The organism is Mesorhizobium sp. BHscii, from assembly GCF_053848065.1.
Map to the genome: position 1 here is coordinate 1 of NZ_JBSPKW010000003.1, position 14,174 is coordinate 14,174.

Annotated in this window: 13 protein-coding genes; 7 read left to right on the forward strand and 6 right to left on the reverse strand. The window is 62.5% G+C overall.

The features are described 5' to 3' along the window. Positions 1-346: 346 nt before the first annotated feature. A complete protein-coding gene (locus tag ACWTU7_RS05250) occupies positions 347-1,543 on the reverse strand; it encodes an MFS transporter (RefSeq protein ID WP_455838017.1) in 1,197 nt (398 codons plus the stop codon). Positions 1,544-2,024: 481 nt separating this feature from the next. Further along, a complete protein-coding gene (locus ACWTU7_RS05255) occupies positions 2,025-2,390 on the reverse strand; it encodes a winged helix-turn-helix transcriptional regulator (protein WP_287382263.1) in 366 nt (121 codons plus the stop codon). Between the two features lie 106 nt (positions 2,391-2,496). On the opposite strand from ACWTU7_RS05255, the gene ACWTU7_RS05260 reads away from it, so the two are divergent. Both ACWTU7_RS05260 and ACWTU7_RS05265 read left to right on the forward strand, forming a co-directional pair. Beyond that, positions 2,497-3,201, forward strand: a complete 705-nt coding sequence (locus ACWTU7_RS05260; RefSeq protein ID WP_455838018.1) for a glutathione S-transferase family protein — start codon at positions 2,497-2,499, stop codon at positions 3,199-3,201. A 175-nt stretch (positions 3,202-3,376) separates the two neighbouring features. Then, positions 3,377-4,204 (forward strand): DUF2189 domain-containing protein, encoded by an 828-nt coding sequence (locus ACWTU7_RS05265; protein ID WP_455838019.1) that lies wholly within the window; start codon positions 3,377-3,379, stop codon positions 4,202-4,204. A gap of 90 nt (positions 4,205-4,294) precedes the next feature. On the opposite strand, the gene ACWTU7_RS05270 is transcribed toward ACWTU7_RS05265, so the two are convergent. Both ACWTU7_RS05270 and ACWTU7_RS05275 read right to left on the reverse strand, forming a co-directional pair. After that, the gene (locus tag ACWTU7_RS05270) at positions 4,295-4,927 is read right to left on the reverse strand and encodes a LysE family translocator (protein ID WP_287330990.1); all 633 of its coding nucleotides are present in this window, start codon (positions 4,925-4,927) and stop codon (positions 4,295-4,297) included. Between the two features lie 154 nt (positions 4,928-5,081). Then, the gene (locus ACWTU7_RS05275; RefSeq protein ID WP_455838020.1) at positions 5,082-7,040 is read right to left on the reverse strand and encodes a pilus assembly protein TadG-related protein; all 1,959 of its coding nucleotides are present in this window, start codon (positions 7,038-7,040) and stop codon (positions 5,082-5,084) included. Between the two features lie 75 nt (positions 7,041-7,115). On the opposite strand from ACWTU7_RS05275, the gene ACWTU7_RS05280 reads away from it, so the two are divergent. From ACWTU7_RS05280 to ACWTU7_RS05290, 3 genes are all read left to right on the forward strand, one after another. Continuing rightward, positions 7,116-7,301, forward strand: a complete 186-nt coding sequence (locus ACWTU7_RS05280) for a hypothetical protein (protein ID WP_065009659.1) — start codon at positions 7,116-7,118, stop codon at positions 7,299-7,301. Between the two features lie 86 nt (positions 7,302-7,387). Further along, positions 7,388-8,248 (forward strand): TIGR01459 family HAD-type hydrolase, encoded by an 861-nt coding sequence (locus tag ACWTU7_RS05285; RefSeq protein WP_455838021.1) that lies wholly within the window; start codon positions 7,388-7,390, stop codon positions 8,246-8,248. Between the two features lie 9 nt (positions 8,249-8,257). Continuing rightward, entirely contained in the window at positions 8,258-9,241 is a 984-nt protein-coding gene (locus ACWTU7_RS05290) for a bifunctional riboflavin kinase/FAD synthetase (protein WP_455838022.1), read from the forward strand. Between the two features lie 2 nt (positions 9,242-9,243). On the opposite strand, the gene ACWTU7_RS05295 is transcribed toward ACWTU7_RS05290, so the two are convergent. Further along, entirely contained in the window at positions 9,244-9,798 is a 555-nt protein-coding gene (locus ACWTU7_RS05295; RefSeq protein ID WP_029354161.1) for an HdeD family acid-resistance protein, read from the reverse strand. A gap of 210 nt (positions 9,799-10,008) precedes the next feature. Here ACWTU7_RS05295 and ACWTU7_RS05300 point away from each other — a divergent pair, with 210 nt between their 5' ends. Then, positions 10,009-10,821 carry a MipA/OmpV family protein gene (locus ACWTU7_RS05300; protein ID WP_455838023.1) on the forward strand — a complete coding sequence of 271 codons (813 nt, stop codon included), beginning with the start codon at positions 10,009-10,011 and terminating at the stop codon, positions 10,819-10,821. 36 nt (positions 10,822-10,857) lie between these two features. Here the strand turns inward: ACWTU7_RS05300 and ACWTU7_RS05305 are convergent, their stop codons facing one another. After that, positions 10,858-11,073 carry a hypothetical protein gene (locus tag ACWTU7_RS05305; RefSeq protein ID WP_455838024.1) on the reverse strand — a complete coding sequence of 72 codons (216 nt, stop codon included), beginning with the start codon at positions 11,071-11,073 and terminating at the stop codon, positions 10,858-10,860. A gap of 55 nt (positions 11,074-11,128) precedes the next feature. On the opposite strand from ACWTU7_RS05305, the gene ileS reads away from it, so the two are divergent. Then, positions 11,129-14,113 carry an isoleucine--tRNA ligase gene (gene ileS, locus ACWTU7_RS05310; protein WP_455838025.1) on the forward strand — a complete coding sequence of 995 codons (2,985 nt, stop codon included), beginning with the start codon at positions 11,129-11,131 and terminating at the stop codon, positions 14,111-14,113. Positions 14,114-14,174: the final 61 nt, after the last annotated feature.

The window sequence follows — 14,174 nt, forward strand, 5'->3', positions numbered from 1 at the left end:
GTTTCCGAAGAGCAATTTGAGGTGAACTTCCTCACGCCCCGCCCGCGTCGCGGCAGGCAAGCCGGATACCGACTATATGGGCTCCGTTTATCGGGCTCGTGCATGGATGTATCGCGGGGACAATTCGCTGATCCGGTTTCCGCAGGGCAACAGTGCGAGCTGGCGGGGCTTTCATGCATGACAACACCCGTTCTTCGCCGGGTGCACCCATTTCCGGGAGCCGAATGCATGCGAGATTGTCGCGGATGAACAGCCCTGATGGCTCGTGCCGCTTTTACAAGGCCGCGGCCCGGCCTGATCAGTCGAGCCGTCCTAGTATAACACACCCCCAACCGACAACACTGTATCACCGTTCCTCTGGCGGCTTGAGGTGCCGGAATTGCATCAGCAGCAGCAGGTCATAAATGATCTTTAGGGCACCGCAGATCAGGAGGGGCCATGCCCGGAACGAGGCAGCGAACAGAGCGCCCGCCAAGGCGGGACTGGCTGCGGCGGCTAGGCTGCGCGGGACAGATGTGAAGCTCGCGGCCGTCGCCCGCTCTGCCTCCGTGACGACGGCCATGACGTAAGACGATCGCGTCGGGACGTCCATCTGCGAAAGCGCAGCGCGGATCAACAGCAGGGCGAGTGCCAGAGGCAGCGTGGGCGCAAGCGCCGCCAACATCAGAGCAATGCTGGACGGAATGTGAGTGAACACCATCGTATTGATGAGCCCGATGTGCCGGGACAGCCAAGCAGCAACGGGGAATGAGAACGCCGAAAGTACGCCGGACCAGAAGAAGAAAAAGCCCGCTTCCGAGAGCGACAGGTCGAATGTTTCGAAAAGCCACAGGGCAAGCAGCGACTGGACGACGAAGCCGCCGGCGAAGGCATCAAGGCTAAAAAGGGCCGCGAGCTTGAACACAATATTGCGCGAGGGGCCGAGCGCGGACGCGGTGCCGGAGTCCGACGCTGGACGGCGCTGCGGGATCCGCGCGTAGATAAGGCCGCCGAGCAGGCCCAGAAATGCATAGAGCACGAACATCGCCTTGATGCCGGTGAGTTGGTCGAAGCCGGCTGGAGCCAGAAGATCAGGTGTCGCCGAAGCAAGCGCGCCAACCGCGCCTGCGAGCGCACCCACCAGGCTGTAACGCGCGAACATTTTAGTCCGGGCAGCATCAGTGACTTCGCGCGTGAGCACGGCATGCTCTAAAGGCACGAATACGCTGACGCTGCCGGCCGACGGGTTGATGGTGCCTGCGAAGGCGATCACCAAAAGCAGCGCGTAGTCGTGGACCACAGCAAGGGCCACACCTGTGGCGACCATCAGACTGGCGGCGGCAAGCAGGAGTTGGCGGTGATCGTGTCGGGCACCAAGGAGTCCGGCGGCGATGGTCATGAGCGCTGAACCGAGCAGCGATGCGGTTGCTATGATGCCGACCTGCAGAGGCGCGAAGCCTAATGCCAAGAGATAGACCGGCAACAGAATTGCCACGAAGCCGTCGCCCATGTCGCGCAGGGCTCGTGCCGCAAAAAGAAAAGTCGCCGGGCGGATCTGCTGCACTGATCTAGCCTGCCCTCATCACCTCGGCGTCACCGGCTTTGGCAACGTCGCTCGACGGGGCCGGAAGATCATGACGGAGTCGCATTAGACATTTCAGCGAAGCGCATATCGGCTTCAATCCTCAGGCTACCGCCCAACAATGCTGATTCATATCGTGTCAACGGCTTGTAACGACCGAAGAAGCAGCTGGCGCATATTGCACTTGGCTGTCAAGGGTCGGGATTGGGGGTCAGAATACCTGCTCGTCATCTTGCATTTAGGGAAGGTCCGAGAGGGGTCAGTTCACGTCGATGCACGCAGGGCACTAAAATGTCCGCTTCTGACATTCCGAGCCTCGAAGCCGCAAGTCCGCTTGTGGCCCAGAACGCGACGTTAGAGTATTTGCTCGGCAATAACGGCTTCTGGCGCTAGGCCCGGACGGCAAATCCCACCCAAAGCGGTGTCCAGCCTCGGGTAGCAGGCGTCAGGTTTTCACCACTGGTCAGGCCGCCTTGACGAGCCTGGTTTCCGGCGTCGATGAAATCTGGCCGGCCCGATCGTCCTCGGTATCTTCCCACCAGTCGCCCAGGGCGTCGATGAGCGGCACAAGCTTGAGGCCGGGCGCCGTGAGCTCATAGTCGACGCGTAGCGGATAGCCGGCATGCGCAGTTCGCCGCACAATCCCGGCTTCTTCCAGCTTGCGCAGTTCCAGCGCCAGAATGCGGTGCGACACGGTCGGGTTGTCACGCCTCAGATCGCTGAAGCGCTTGGTCCCGTCCTTGAGATAGTAGAGCAGCAAGGTGGGCCAGCGACCGCTGAGCACGCGCATGGTCTCTTCGATCGGGCAGCGTGAGACGACATCTTTCATGGCGGGTCCCTGGTTACAGAATAGTGCGTAATTTACATGGGACGACCAGCGTTTAGGGTCAAGCTTCGCTGCGCAGCGTGATCCCTAACATGGAAGAGACAAAGAAATGGAACCTATCCTCCTTTACGGCGTCCCGGCGGGAAGTTCGATGGGGCTTGTCGCTGCTTTTGAACGCCTCGGACAGCCTTACCGCCTGTGTCGCGTCGACATGCTCACCGAAATGAAGAACGACGCCTATGCCAGCATCAACGGCCGTCAGGAAACGCCGGTGTTGATCACGGACGAAGGCAGAGTGCTCACCGAGACCATGGCGATTGCCGCTTGGCTCGAAGCCCGCGACACGCAACGTCGCATCAGCTTCGATCCTCGCTCGCCGGAAGCCGACCGGATGCATCAGCTGATGGCTTTCGTGAACACCGGTTTCACCGCCGCTTTCACCCCGCTCTGGGCTGCATATGAAATGGAATCGGCCGAGCCGGTCCTGCTGGCGACCTTGCGCGACTTTGGCCGCAAGGCCGTTGCCGAACGCCATGACCGGCTTGAGGCGATGATCGTCGACACGGACTTTCTGGTCGGCGATCGCCTGACGCTGGCGGATACCACTCTGATTGGCGTGGCACGCTGGGCGGAGTTCCACAAGGCGGTCGACGGCGCCTCCTACCCCAAGCTGGCGGCGTTGCGCGGCCGGATCGAAAGCGATCCGGACGTGCGGTATGCGCAGGCCATCGAGGATGGCGAAAAGCCGGCGGGTTCGGGTGCCTGCCTTGGCCACATTCCGATGGCCGAGGTGATTGAACGATTTGGTGCCTAGACTAGCACACGCCAGCCGCGCGGCACGGACGCGCCCTGTGCCGCGCGGTGCTTGCTCCGACACCACCCGATTCGCGACAATCACATCGAATTCGGCTATTATGCCATCGCTTTTGAAATGGCAGCTACGGGCGGCCATCCTGGCGGTGGCCGCCCCGACACACGGGAGAATGGTTATGGCCAGCTTTCATGTCATGTCGGACGCGCGTGGAATGCACGTGCAGCCCACGGTGCGCCGCATCACCACGGCAGACCTGATGGATGTGCTACGGCTCGGCGTCGAGGATTTCTGGGCAAAGCCATCGCATTACGTGTTCATGTGCCTGATCTATCCGGTGGTCGGATTGATCCTGGCGCAGTGGACGACATCCGGCTCCAACGCCATCCAGCTCCTCTATCCCCTGATGTCCGGCTTCGCCCTGCTTGGACCCTTCGCTGCGATCGGCCTCTACGAGATCAGCCGCCGCCGCGAACTCGGCATGGACACGTCCTGGTGGCACGCGCTCGACGTGCGCCACTCGCCGGCGCTGCCGGCGATCGCAGTCATCGGCGTCATGCTGGTGGCACTGTTCCTGCTCTGGCTGTACACCGCGCAATCGATCTACACCGGCCTGTTCGGCAATCAGCCGCCCGCCTCGATCGGCGGCTTTTTGCGCGAGGTGCTGACAACGCCCAAAGGCTGGACGCTGATCCTGCTCGGCAATGCGGCTGGCTTCGTCTTCGCCGCGATCGTGCTGGCGACGACCGTCGTCGCTTTCCCGCTGCTGCTCGACCGCGATGTCGGCGCGGTCTCGGCAATCGAGACATCGGCACGGGCGGTGATGATAAATCCGCTGCAGATGGCGCTGTGGGGCCTGATGGTGGCCGTGCTGCTGGTCATCGGCTCGATCCCGCTGTTTGCCGGGCTCGCCGTCGTCATGCCCGTGCTTGGCCATGCGACGTGGCACCTCTATCGCAGGGTGGTCGAACCGGAGCGGGCGCAGCAGGACCGGCGGCCGATGTAGGCTACGGCGGCGGTGCCGCCGCTCTCTCTTTTCGTTTGAGCATCGGATTCTCCCAAAACCGGTACCCACTTTTGGGTCCGATGCTCTTAGTTAACGCTGCGCGTCGGTTGCCATCTTCAGGGCCAGTGCGGTCAGCACCGTGCCCATCATCCAACGCTGGATCACCAGCCATAGCGGTCGGCCGGCGAGGAAGACGGCGATCGAGCCGGCCGTAACCGCGATGATCGCGTTGACGGTGAGGCTGATCGCAATCTGCGTGGTGCCGAGCACCAGAAGCTGCGAAAGCACGTGGCCCTTGCCGGGGCTGATGAACTGCGGCAGCAGCGAAAGATAAAGCACCGCCACCTTCGGGTTGAGCAGATTGGTCATCAGGCCCATGGCGAACAATTTGCGCGGCCTGTCCTTCGGCAGTTCCCGGACCTGGAACGGCGAGCGTCCGCCTGGCCTGACTGCTTGCCAGGCAAGCCACAAAAGGTAGAGGGCGCCGGCAAAGCGCAGCGCATCATAGGCGTAAGGCACGGCAAGCAGCAGCGCGGTGATGCCGAATGCCGCCGACAACACGTAGAAGACAAAGCCGAGCGCCACGCCACCGAGCGAGATCAGGCCGGCTTTCGGCCCCTGTGACAGCGATCGCGAGATCAGATAGATCATATTCGGGCCAGGCGTCAGCACCATGCCGAGGCAGACCAGCGCGAAGGCGAGATGATTGGCGGCTTCGGGCACAGGTGCATCTCCGGATGGCGACTCCGCGCCTCCCGATGATCTCCATCCGATGTGCACGGTCAGGCGAACGCTCCAAGTGCCCTCGCTAGTCCGCAGGCGCAAGAGCATGACAGCGCAAGCCATTGCGCCAGCCCGTCGCATCGCCGCTTACATGTCAGCCGACGATGCGCAGGTTCGACAATTCGTTGGCGATTTCCTTGAAATTGTCCGACAGCGTCGCCCCGGTCGCGTTCCAGAACAGCTTGGCCGGTTTGGTCGGATCGGTGGGATCCATGCGGAAGCGCGAGTCCGACGAGCATGCCCTCAGCGCGTCGAGCGCTTTCTTATCGCCGGCATCGGTGGTCGACAGGTCGAGCGCGACGGTCATGACGAGAATGTTCGAACTCTTCGCGTTGGCGCAAAGGGTCTGCATCTGCTCGTCCAGCGCGGCGGTGTAGTTGGCGCCGGTATAGGTGGTCTTGCCGATGTCCGTGCTCGTGTTCATGAACAGGCGCGTCACGCTTCCAGAGCCCGGATATGTCAGGCCGGTGTAGCCGTAAGCGGCATAGGTCGACCTGTTGTTGGCATAGCCGCTGTCGCTGACGGCGCTGTAGGTATTGGCGCCGTCAGTCAGCACGATCACCACTTTGTCGTTGCCCCTTTCGGTGTTCGGCCGGCCCTCGGTGAAAGGTTCGTTGCTCGACACCGTCCGCCAGCCCCAGGCAAGGCCTTCCGGCACGTTGGTGTTGCCGTTCGGCGCCATGGCGTCGATGGCGTTCTTGATCTCGTCTTTCTGGGCAATCTGGCTCACGTCTTTGAGCGGCGTGATCGGGTTGGTCGTGCAGGACGAATTCGGGCCGTCGCCCGAGGCAGCCGACTGCGAACCGTACGGCTTGATCAGAAAATATTTGCGCATGTCCGACTGCCGCTCGGATGCGGTCGGATTTGCGGTGTAGGGCCAGTCGGCCCACCAGTTGTTGCCGTAACCATAGGACAGATAGGTCACGTCGTTAGCGCCGTCGCGGTTGAAATCGAGCCAGAGGGTGCCAGCCTCGTCCGGCGCAAACATCGGCACGAACAGCGTGGCAGGCGTGGCGGTGTTCGGCGTCGTATCGTCATTATTATACGGGTGCGGCCTCGCCTCGACGCAACCCTGCCAGCTTGCATAGCGACTAGTGGTGTAGATATATTCCGGAGTGGTCCAGTGGCCGCTGCTGCAGTTGCCTTTTTTGTTATAGGTGTCGCAGATATACTGTTTCGTGTTAGGCACTTCTTCGCGGCCGGACTCGACCGTGATGTCGGCGTAAAGGCTGAAGCGGGTCAGCGGCTGGTCCTTCGTTTCGCCCCAGCCGGCGCCGCGCTTGTACCAGACGCCGTTGAGCTTCTCAGCGTATTTGTCCGGATCGTTGGCGGGGGTCATCTTCGTCCAGTCGAAATCCTCGTGCTGGATCGGGGAGATGCCGTCCTGGTCCATCCAGCTATCCTGGTCATGGGTGGGACCGACATTGACCGAAGCAGCGAACGGCACCAGGGAGAACTGCACCGGTTTCGTGACCTGCTTCATCTGCTGTGCCTGCAGCGCCAGCGTATCGACAAGCTGCTTGGCGGCAGTCTTCAGCAGGTCTATTCGCTTCGCCCCGGTGCCGGAACCCAGATTATTCATCGAGCCGGAATTATCGAGCACAAGGGCTACTTCCAGCGTGTTCTTGAGGCGGATTTCCGAGCACGCCGTGAAGGTTGTATGGCTGGTGGTCCCGCCGCCCATCAGCATAGCGGCGGCCGGCAGAAAATAGGGGCGATACGTCAGGGCGCTGCAGAGCTTCAACGTGCCGCCACCCGCATTGCTGTTGGGCAGGGTGACGGTAAGCAACGTATTGGCCGGATCGACAGGGCCGAGATTGGCTTCGAAGAAAGTCTTGGCATAGGCCTTGGCGTCGGCGTCGCTTGCGCCGGAGACGATCTTATGAGCGGTAGCGAGGCCGGCGCCGTCCAGGGCATTCAACGTAGCGTTCTTCTGGCGGAGCAGTTCCGAGTAGTCGACGCTGAGCGCCAAGCCGCCCATGAGCGGCACCATGGTGATGACCGTCATCAGCGTATAGTTGCCACGCCGGTCCCTACCGAATTTTCGGATCATTGCCGTCAGCACCCCGCCAGAACCCCTTTGTCGGCGAATGATGCCACCAATCCTTAAATTTCAGATTGCTAAAATATGTCCAAGATCGACACACTTTTTCAAAGCTCGTTAACCACGCCGCCGCTGGGGCCAATGCCGCCCGCGATCGGGATCGCCGCCGAGCCTCCGGAATCGGCTAAAGCTTTGGAAACGAAAATTTTTGTGCTTTGCGATTATGCCTTCATTGCTGGGCGGCATGCTGAACGCAGCGAAAGCTGGTGACAGGGTGAAGAGCTTCGGTTAATGCGGTCCGGTCGCTGCGGATCGTCGGCGGCGGCGCTCGCAACCATCATGACCTGGGAAACGATATGGCGGATTCGCCCGATATCATCGGCTCGCTCGCGGATTTGTCTGCAGCCTATTCTGCCATCCTGTGCGATGTCTGGGGCGTGGTCCACAATGGCGAACGGCATTTTCCGGCCGCCGCTCTGGCGCTGGCGACCGCACGCGAAGCGAAGATACCTGTGGTGCTGATCACCAATTCGCCGCGGCGCAGCGCCGATGTGGTGGCGCAGATGAATGCGATCGGCGTTCCTTCTGCGGCCTATGACCGTATCGTCACCTCCGGTGACGTGACCCGCGACCTGATCATCGAGGGCCCGCGAAAGATCTTCCATATCGGCGCCGACCGCGATTTCACGCTCTATGACGGTCTTGACGTCGAACTCGTCGAGGAGTTCGAGGCATCCGGCGTGGTCTGCACCGGGCTGTTCGACGACGAGGTCGAGAAGCCGGAGGACTACGCCGATCTTCTTCGGCGGCTACGCGCCAGGAACCTGCCCTTCATCTGCGCCAATCCCGACATCGTGGTCGAGCGCGGCGAGCGGATGATCTGGTGCGCCGGGGCCTTGGCTCGCGACTATGCCCAGCTCGGCGGGCGGACGCTGATCGCCGGAAAACCTTATGCCCCGGTCTATGATGTCGCGATGAAGGAGATCGCCGACCTGCTCGGCCGCACGGTCGAGCGCTCGGACGTGCTGGCCATCGGCGACGGCATGATGACCGACATCAAAGGCGCTGCCGACAACGGCTTCGACGTGCTCTACGTGTCGGGCGGCATCCATGCCCGCGACTACGGCGATCCGCTACGACCGGATCCGGCCAGGCTAATTGCCTTTCTGGAAAGGCACGGCTACCGGCCGGTCGCGGTCATTCCGAGACTGCAGTAGGGTCGCTCGATGACGGAAGCCTTCGAACGCGTTTCTGCAATCTCGCCGCTGCCGGCCCATTTGCGGGGTGGCGTGGTGGCGATCGGCAATTTCGACGGTGTGCACCGCGGCCACCAGGCGGTGCTCGAGCGCGCGCTTGCCGAGGCCCGCCGGCGCGGCGTGCCGGCTCTGGTGCTGACCTTCGAGCCGCATCCGAGAAAGGTGTTCCGGCCTGAGATACCGCTGTTCGTGCTGACGCCGCCGCCGATGAAAGCACGGCTGTTATCGTGTCTAGGCTTTGCCGCACTCGTCGAACAGCCGTTCACGCGCGACTTCGCCGCATTGTCGGCGGAAGCGTTCGTGACCGACGTGCTGGACAGGAACCTCGGCATCAGTCACGCAGTGACCGGCTTCGACTTCCACTTCGGCAAGGACAGGCAAGGCGGCCCGGCCTATCTGATGGCGGCCGGCGAACGCCACGGCTTCGGCGTCACCCTGGTTGACGCGTTTCGCGACGAGGGCGCCGAGGTGGTGTCGTCGAGCCGGATCCGCGCGCTGCTGTGCGAAGGCGCGGTGGCCGAGGCCGCCGGCCTGCTCGGCTACCGCTTCACAGTCGACAGCGAGGTGATCGGCGGCCAGCAGCTTGGCCGGACGCTCGGCTTTCCAACCGCCAATATGAGGCTTTCGCCGGAAGCCACTCTGAAGGAAGGGATTTATGCCGTCCGCTTCCGTCGCGCCGACGGCACGCTTCATGAGGGTGTTGCCAGCTTCGGCCGCCGCCCGACCGTCGATGACAACGGCGCGCCGCTTCTGGAAACCTTCGTCTTCGACTTCTCCGGCGATCTCTACGGCGAGATTTGCGCTGTGTCCTTCTTTGGTTTCCTGCGCGCTGAGGTGAAGTTCGACGGGCTCGACGCGCTGGTCGCGCAGATGAAGCGCGACGAGGTCGAGGCGAGGGCGCTGCTTGCCGGCGTCCGCCCGCTTTCCGATCTCGACGCGGCCATTGCTTTTTGAGCTTATTTTTTTAGCGCCAGGCCGACCGCAATGAAGGCCCAGCCCTGGAAGATCAGGTCGACGGCGAGAAACAGCCCCAGCACCCACACGCTGTTGACTGGCCAGCCCATAGCGATGACCAGGCCTGCCAGCGCGCTGATGACGCCGGCCGCCACCAGCCAGCCCCAGCCTTTTTCCGGTCTGTGCTTGTACCCGACCCAGGCCCTGAGCACGCCAGAGGCGAGAAGGGCGACCGCCAGCAGGAAGGTCAGCACCGCCGACGCCAGCAGCGGATTATAGAAGGCGAAGAACCCGGCGACTGCATAGAGAAGGCCGCTGAGCAGCCAGTAGAAGAACCGGCTCCATGTCTTCACGCCGAAAGCATGCATGATCTCGATGATTCCGGCCATCAGCATCAGCCAGCCGACGACATAGACCGAGGCGACCGTGGCGATGAACAGATTGCCGAATGCGATGCCGCCGAGGATCAGCAGCAGCACGCCGAGCCCGACGAACCATCCCCATTTCGCCCGCGTCTGACCAATCGCATCCTTTAAAGCATCGCCTTGCAGGGTCATTGCCGCCGTCTCCATCGAGGTCGCCTGGCATCTTGCCGATTTGGGAGGGTAGCGCCGAAGGCCTTGCCCGTCCAGCGAGCAGCTTGCACCGGACGCACGCCAAAAAAGCGAGGCAGCGTTTCGAATTTAAATCAAAGTTTACTGAACCGGCGCCATGGCTCTTGGCCAGGCCGGTTGTTCCCGCCGGCGTTTCGTGCGTATGGAGTGACGATGCGTTCTGTCAGGGTGTTTCAGGTGGTCTTGGCCAGCTTCGTGCTGTGCGCGCCCGGTGCCGCCGAAGCCGGCGAGGGCGCTTTGGGCTGGCTGTCCGGCGACTGGTATCTGACGGTCGGCGCCACCGGCATGGTCGCGCCGAACTTTGAGGGCGGCAAGAAGTACCTGCTCAGCGCCCAGCCGATCATCTCGCTCGGCAAGGCCGGTCCTGCGGCCCGCTTCACCTCGCGCAACGACAACATTTCGCTGGCGTTGATCGACGACGGCGGCCTCCGCGCCGGCCTGACCGGAAAATTGCTGTTTTCGCGCGATGGTGACGACGCCGACGAGCTGAAAGGCCTCGACCCGGTGCGCTGGGGTGGCGAAGCCGGCGGCTTCTTCGAATTCTATCCTTTTGACTGGTTGCGCGCCCGCGCCGAATTGCGGCGCGGCATTCGCGCCCATAGCGGCTTTGTCGCCGACATCGCCGCCGACGCATTCTATGATGTGACGCCCGACGTCAGAATTTCGGGCGGGCCGCGCGTCTCGTTTGCCTCGTCAGACTATTTCGACGCCTATTACGGCGTCAACGCCGAGGAAGCCGCGGCTTCGGGCCTCAGCCGATACCGTCCGGGCGGCGGCGTGAAGTCGGCGGGCTTCGGCGGCGCGGTGACCTGGAAAGTGACCGAGCCGATGACGGCCAGCCTGTTCGGCGAATATTCACGCCTGACGGGCCCGGCGGCCGATTCCAGCCTGGTCAAGGAGCGCGGCTCCAGAGATCAGTTCATGATCGGCGTATCGACGACCTATCGCTTCGATTTCTCGATGTGAGTGCTTAGCCCGGCAATCGCCTATCGGCCGGATGCATTATGACGTCATTAGCTGCAATGAAGGCACCGAGAGTTCGGGCTTTTCAATATCGCCTGTCTCGGCTAAAAGCCCGGCCATGACGAGCGTTTCGCGCCCTCTCGCGATTGCGATACGAATTACGAGCCCGGTGTTCCGGACGGCTTGAGCGCCGCCGGAGCCGCCGGGAATTTTGCGCGCGGCCTCTCGCGCTTTTTCCAGATCATGATAGTTCAACGTCCGGGCTCTTTTGCCGGGCAATGCATATGGCAGACCAATGACCGATACCCCAATGACCGACACTGTTGAAACGATCGACTATTCCAAAACGCTTTATCTGCCGCAGACGGATTTCCCGATGCGCGCCGGCTTGCCCGAGAAGGAGCCGCTGCTGGTCAAGCGCTGGCAGGAGATGGACCTTTACCGCAAGCTGCGCGAAAACGCCGCCGGCCGCGAAAAATACGTGCTACATGACGGCCCGCCCTACGCCAACGGCAACATCCATATCGGCCATGCGCTGAACAAAATTCTCAAGGACGTCATCACCCGCTCGTTCCAGATGCGCGGCTACGACTCGAACTATGTGCCCGGCTGGGATTGCCACGGCCTGCCGATCGAATGGAAAATCGAGGAGCAATACCGCGCCAAGGGCAAGAACAAGGACGAGGTCCCGGTCAACGAGTTCCGCAAGGAATGCCGCGAGTTCGCCGCGCACTGGATCAAGGTGCAGGGCGGCGAGTTCCAGAGGCTCGGTGTCGTCGGCGACTTCGACAATCCCTATACGACGATGGCGTTCCATGCCGAGGCGCGCATCGCCGGCGAACTGTTGAAATTCGCCATGTCGGGCCAGCTCTATCGCGGCTCCAAGCCGGTGATGTGGAGCGTTGTCGAGCGCACCGCACTGGCCGAGGCTGAAGTCGAATACCAGGACTATGAGAGCGACACGATCTGGGCGAAGTTTCCGGTCGTCAGCCTCGCTCGTCAGGTCACCAACGTCGAAGATGGGCAGCCGGCCTTGGATCCAAAACTGACGCAGACGTCACTGGACTTGCTGGAGGCCCATGTCGTCATCTGGACGACCACGCCGTGGACCATACCCGGCAACCGCGCCGTAAACTATTCGCCACGCATCAACTATGGCCTCTACGAGGTCACTGCGGCCGAGAATGCTTTCGGCCCGCAGCCTGGCGAAAGACTGATCTTTGCCGACGCGTTGGCGGACGAGGCTGCGGCCAAAGCCAAAGTGACGATGAATCGCTTCCGTAGCATTTCGGCCGAAGAGCTTGGAAGCCTTACACTTTCTCATCCCTTCAAAGATTTGAATGGCGGCTACGAATTCCCCGTCCCAATGCTCGCCGGCGACCACGTCACCGACGATGCCGGCACCGGCTTCGTTCACACCTCGCCCAGTCACGGTCGCGAGGACTTCGATGCCTGGACGGACGCTGCATCGGAACTGCGCCAACGCGGCATCGACACGGCGATCCCGTTCCCTGTCGACGACGCCGGCTTCTTCACCAAGGATGCGCCGGGCTTCGGCCCGGACCGCGAGGGCGGTGCGGCCCGCGTCATCGACGACAACGGCAAGAAGGGCAATGCCAATCAGGCGGTCATCGACGAGCTGATCAAGCGCAACGCGCTGTTCGCGCGCGGCCGGCTGAAGCATTCCTATCCGCATTCGTGGCGGTCGAAGAAGCCGATCATCTTCCGCAACACGCCGCAATGGTTCGTCTTTATGGACAAGGAGCTCGGCGACGGCACGACGCTGCGCAGCCGTGCCTTGAAGGCCATCGACGACACCCGCTTCGTGCCGGCCGCCGGCCAGAACCGCATCCGCGCCATGATCGAGGAGCGCCCCGACTGGGTGCTGTCGCGCCAGCGCGCCTGGGGCGTGCCGATCGCCGTGTTCGCCGATGCCGACGGCAATGTCCTGCGCGACGAGGCGGTCAACCAGCGCATCATGGACGCCTTCGAGAAGGAAGGCGCCGACGCCTGGTTTGCGGCCGGCGCCAAGGAGCGTTTCCTCGGCAACCACGATGCCTCGAAATGGCAGCAGGTGATGGACATCCTCGACGTCTGGTTCGATTCCGGCTCGACCCATGTCTTCACCCTGGAGGATCGTCCTGACCTGAAATGGCCGGCCGACGTCTATCTCGAAGGCTCCGACCAGCATCGCGGCTGGTTCCACTCCTCGCTGCTTGAAAGCTGCGGCACCAGGGGCAGGGCGCCTTACGACACCGTCGTCACCCATGGTTTCACCATGGACGAGGAGGGGCGCAAGATGTCGAAGTCGCTCGGCAACACCGTGGTGCCGCAGGACGTCATCAAACAGTCGGGCGCCGATATCCTGCGGCTATGGGTGGTGACGACCGACTACTGGGAGGATCAGCGGCTCGGCAAGAACGTCTTGCAGACCAATGTCGACGCCTACCGCAAGCTGCGCAACACCATCCGCTGGATGCTGGGCACGCTTGCCCATGACGATGGCGAGGACGTGCCGCTGGACAAGATGCCGGAGCTGGAGCGGCTGATGCTGCACCGGCTTTCCGAACTCGATGAAGTCGTGCGCGCGGGCTACGACGCCTTCGAGTTCAAGCGCATCACCCGCACGCTGCTCGACTTCATGGTGGTCGAGCTGTCGGCCTTCTATTTCGACATCCGCAAGGACGCGCTCTACTGCGAGGCGCCGTCCAGCGTAAAGCGCAAGGCGTCCGTGCAGGTGGTACGCCATCTGTTCGACTGCCTGGTGAAATGGCTGGCGCCGATGCTGCCCTTCACTATGGAGGAGGCTTGGCTCGACCGCCATCCGGACGCCGTCTCGGTGCATCTCGACCAGTTCCCGCCAATCCCGTCCGACTGGAAGAACGAGGCGCTGGCGGAAAAATGGCGCAAGGTGCGGCAGGTCCGCCGTGTCGTCACCGGCGCGTTGGAGATCGCACGTGCCCAGAAGGTCATCGGCTCGTCGCTGGAAGCGGTGCCGGTCGTCATGCTCGACGATGCGGCGCTCGAAGCGGCGATATCAGATGTCGACATGGCCGAAATGGCGATCACCAGCGATCTGGTCATTGCGCATGGCGACGCGCCTTCTGGTGCCTTCACGCTGGACGACGTCAAGGGCGTCGCCGTGGTGGTCGAGAAGGCCGAGGACCGGGGCCTAGTCAAATGCGCGCGCTCATGGCGCTACACGGCCGATGTCGGGCAGGACGAGGAATTCCCCGACGTTTCGGCGCGGGACGCGGCGGTCCTGCATGAATTGAAGGCGCTTGGTCGTATATAAGGCGGTGCACAAATGCCACGGCGGGCGGCTGATCAGCCCCCGCTCGTTGCCCTTAACGAGT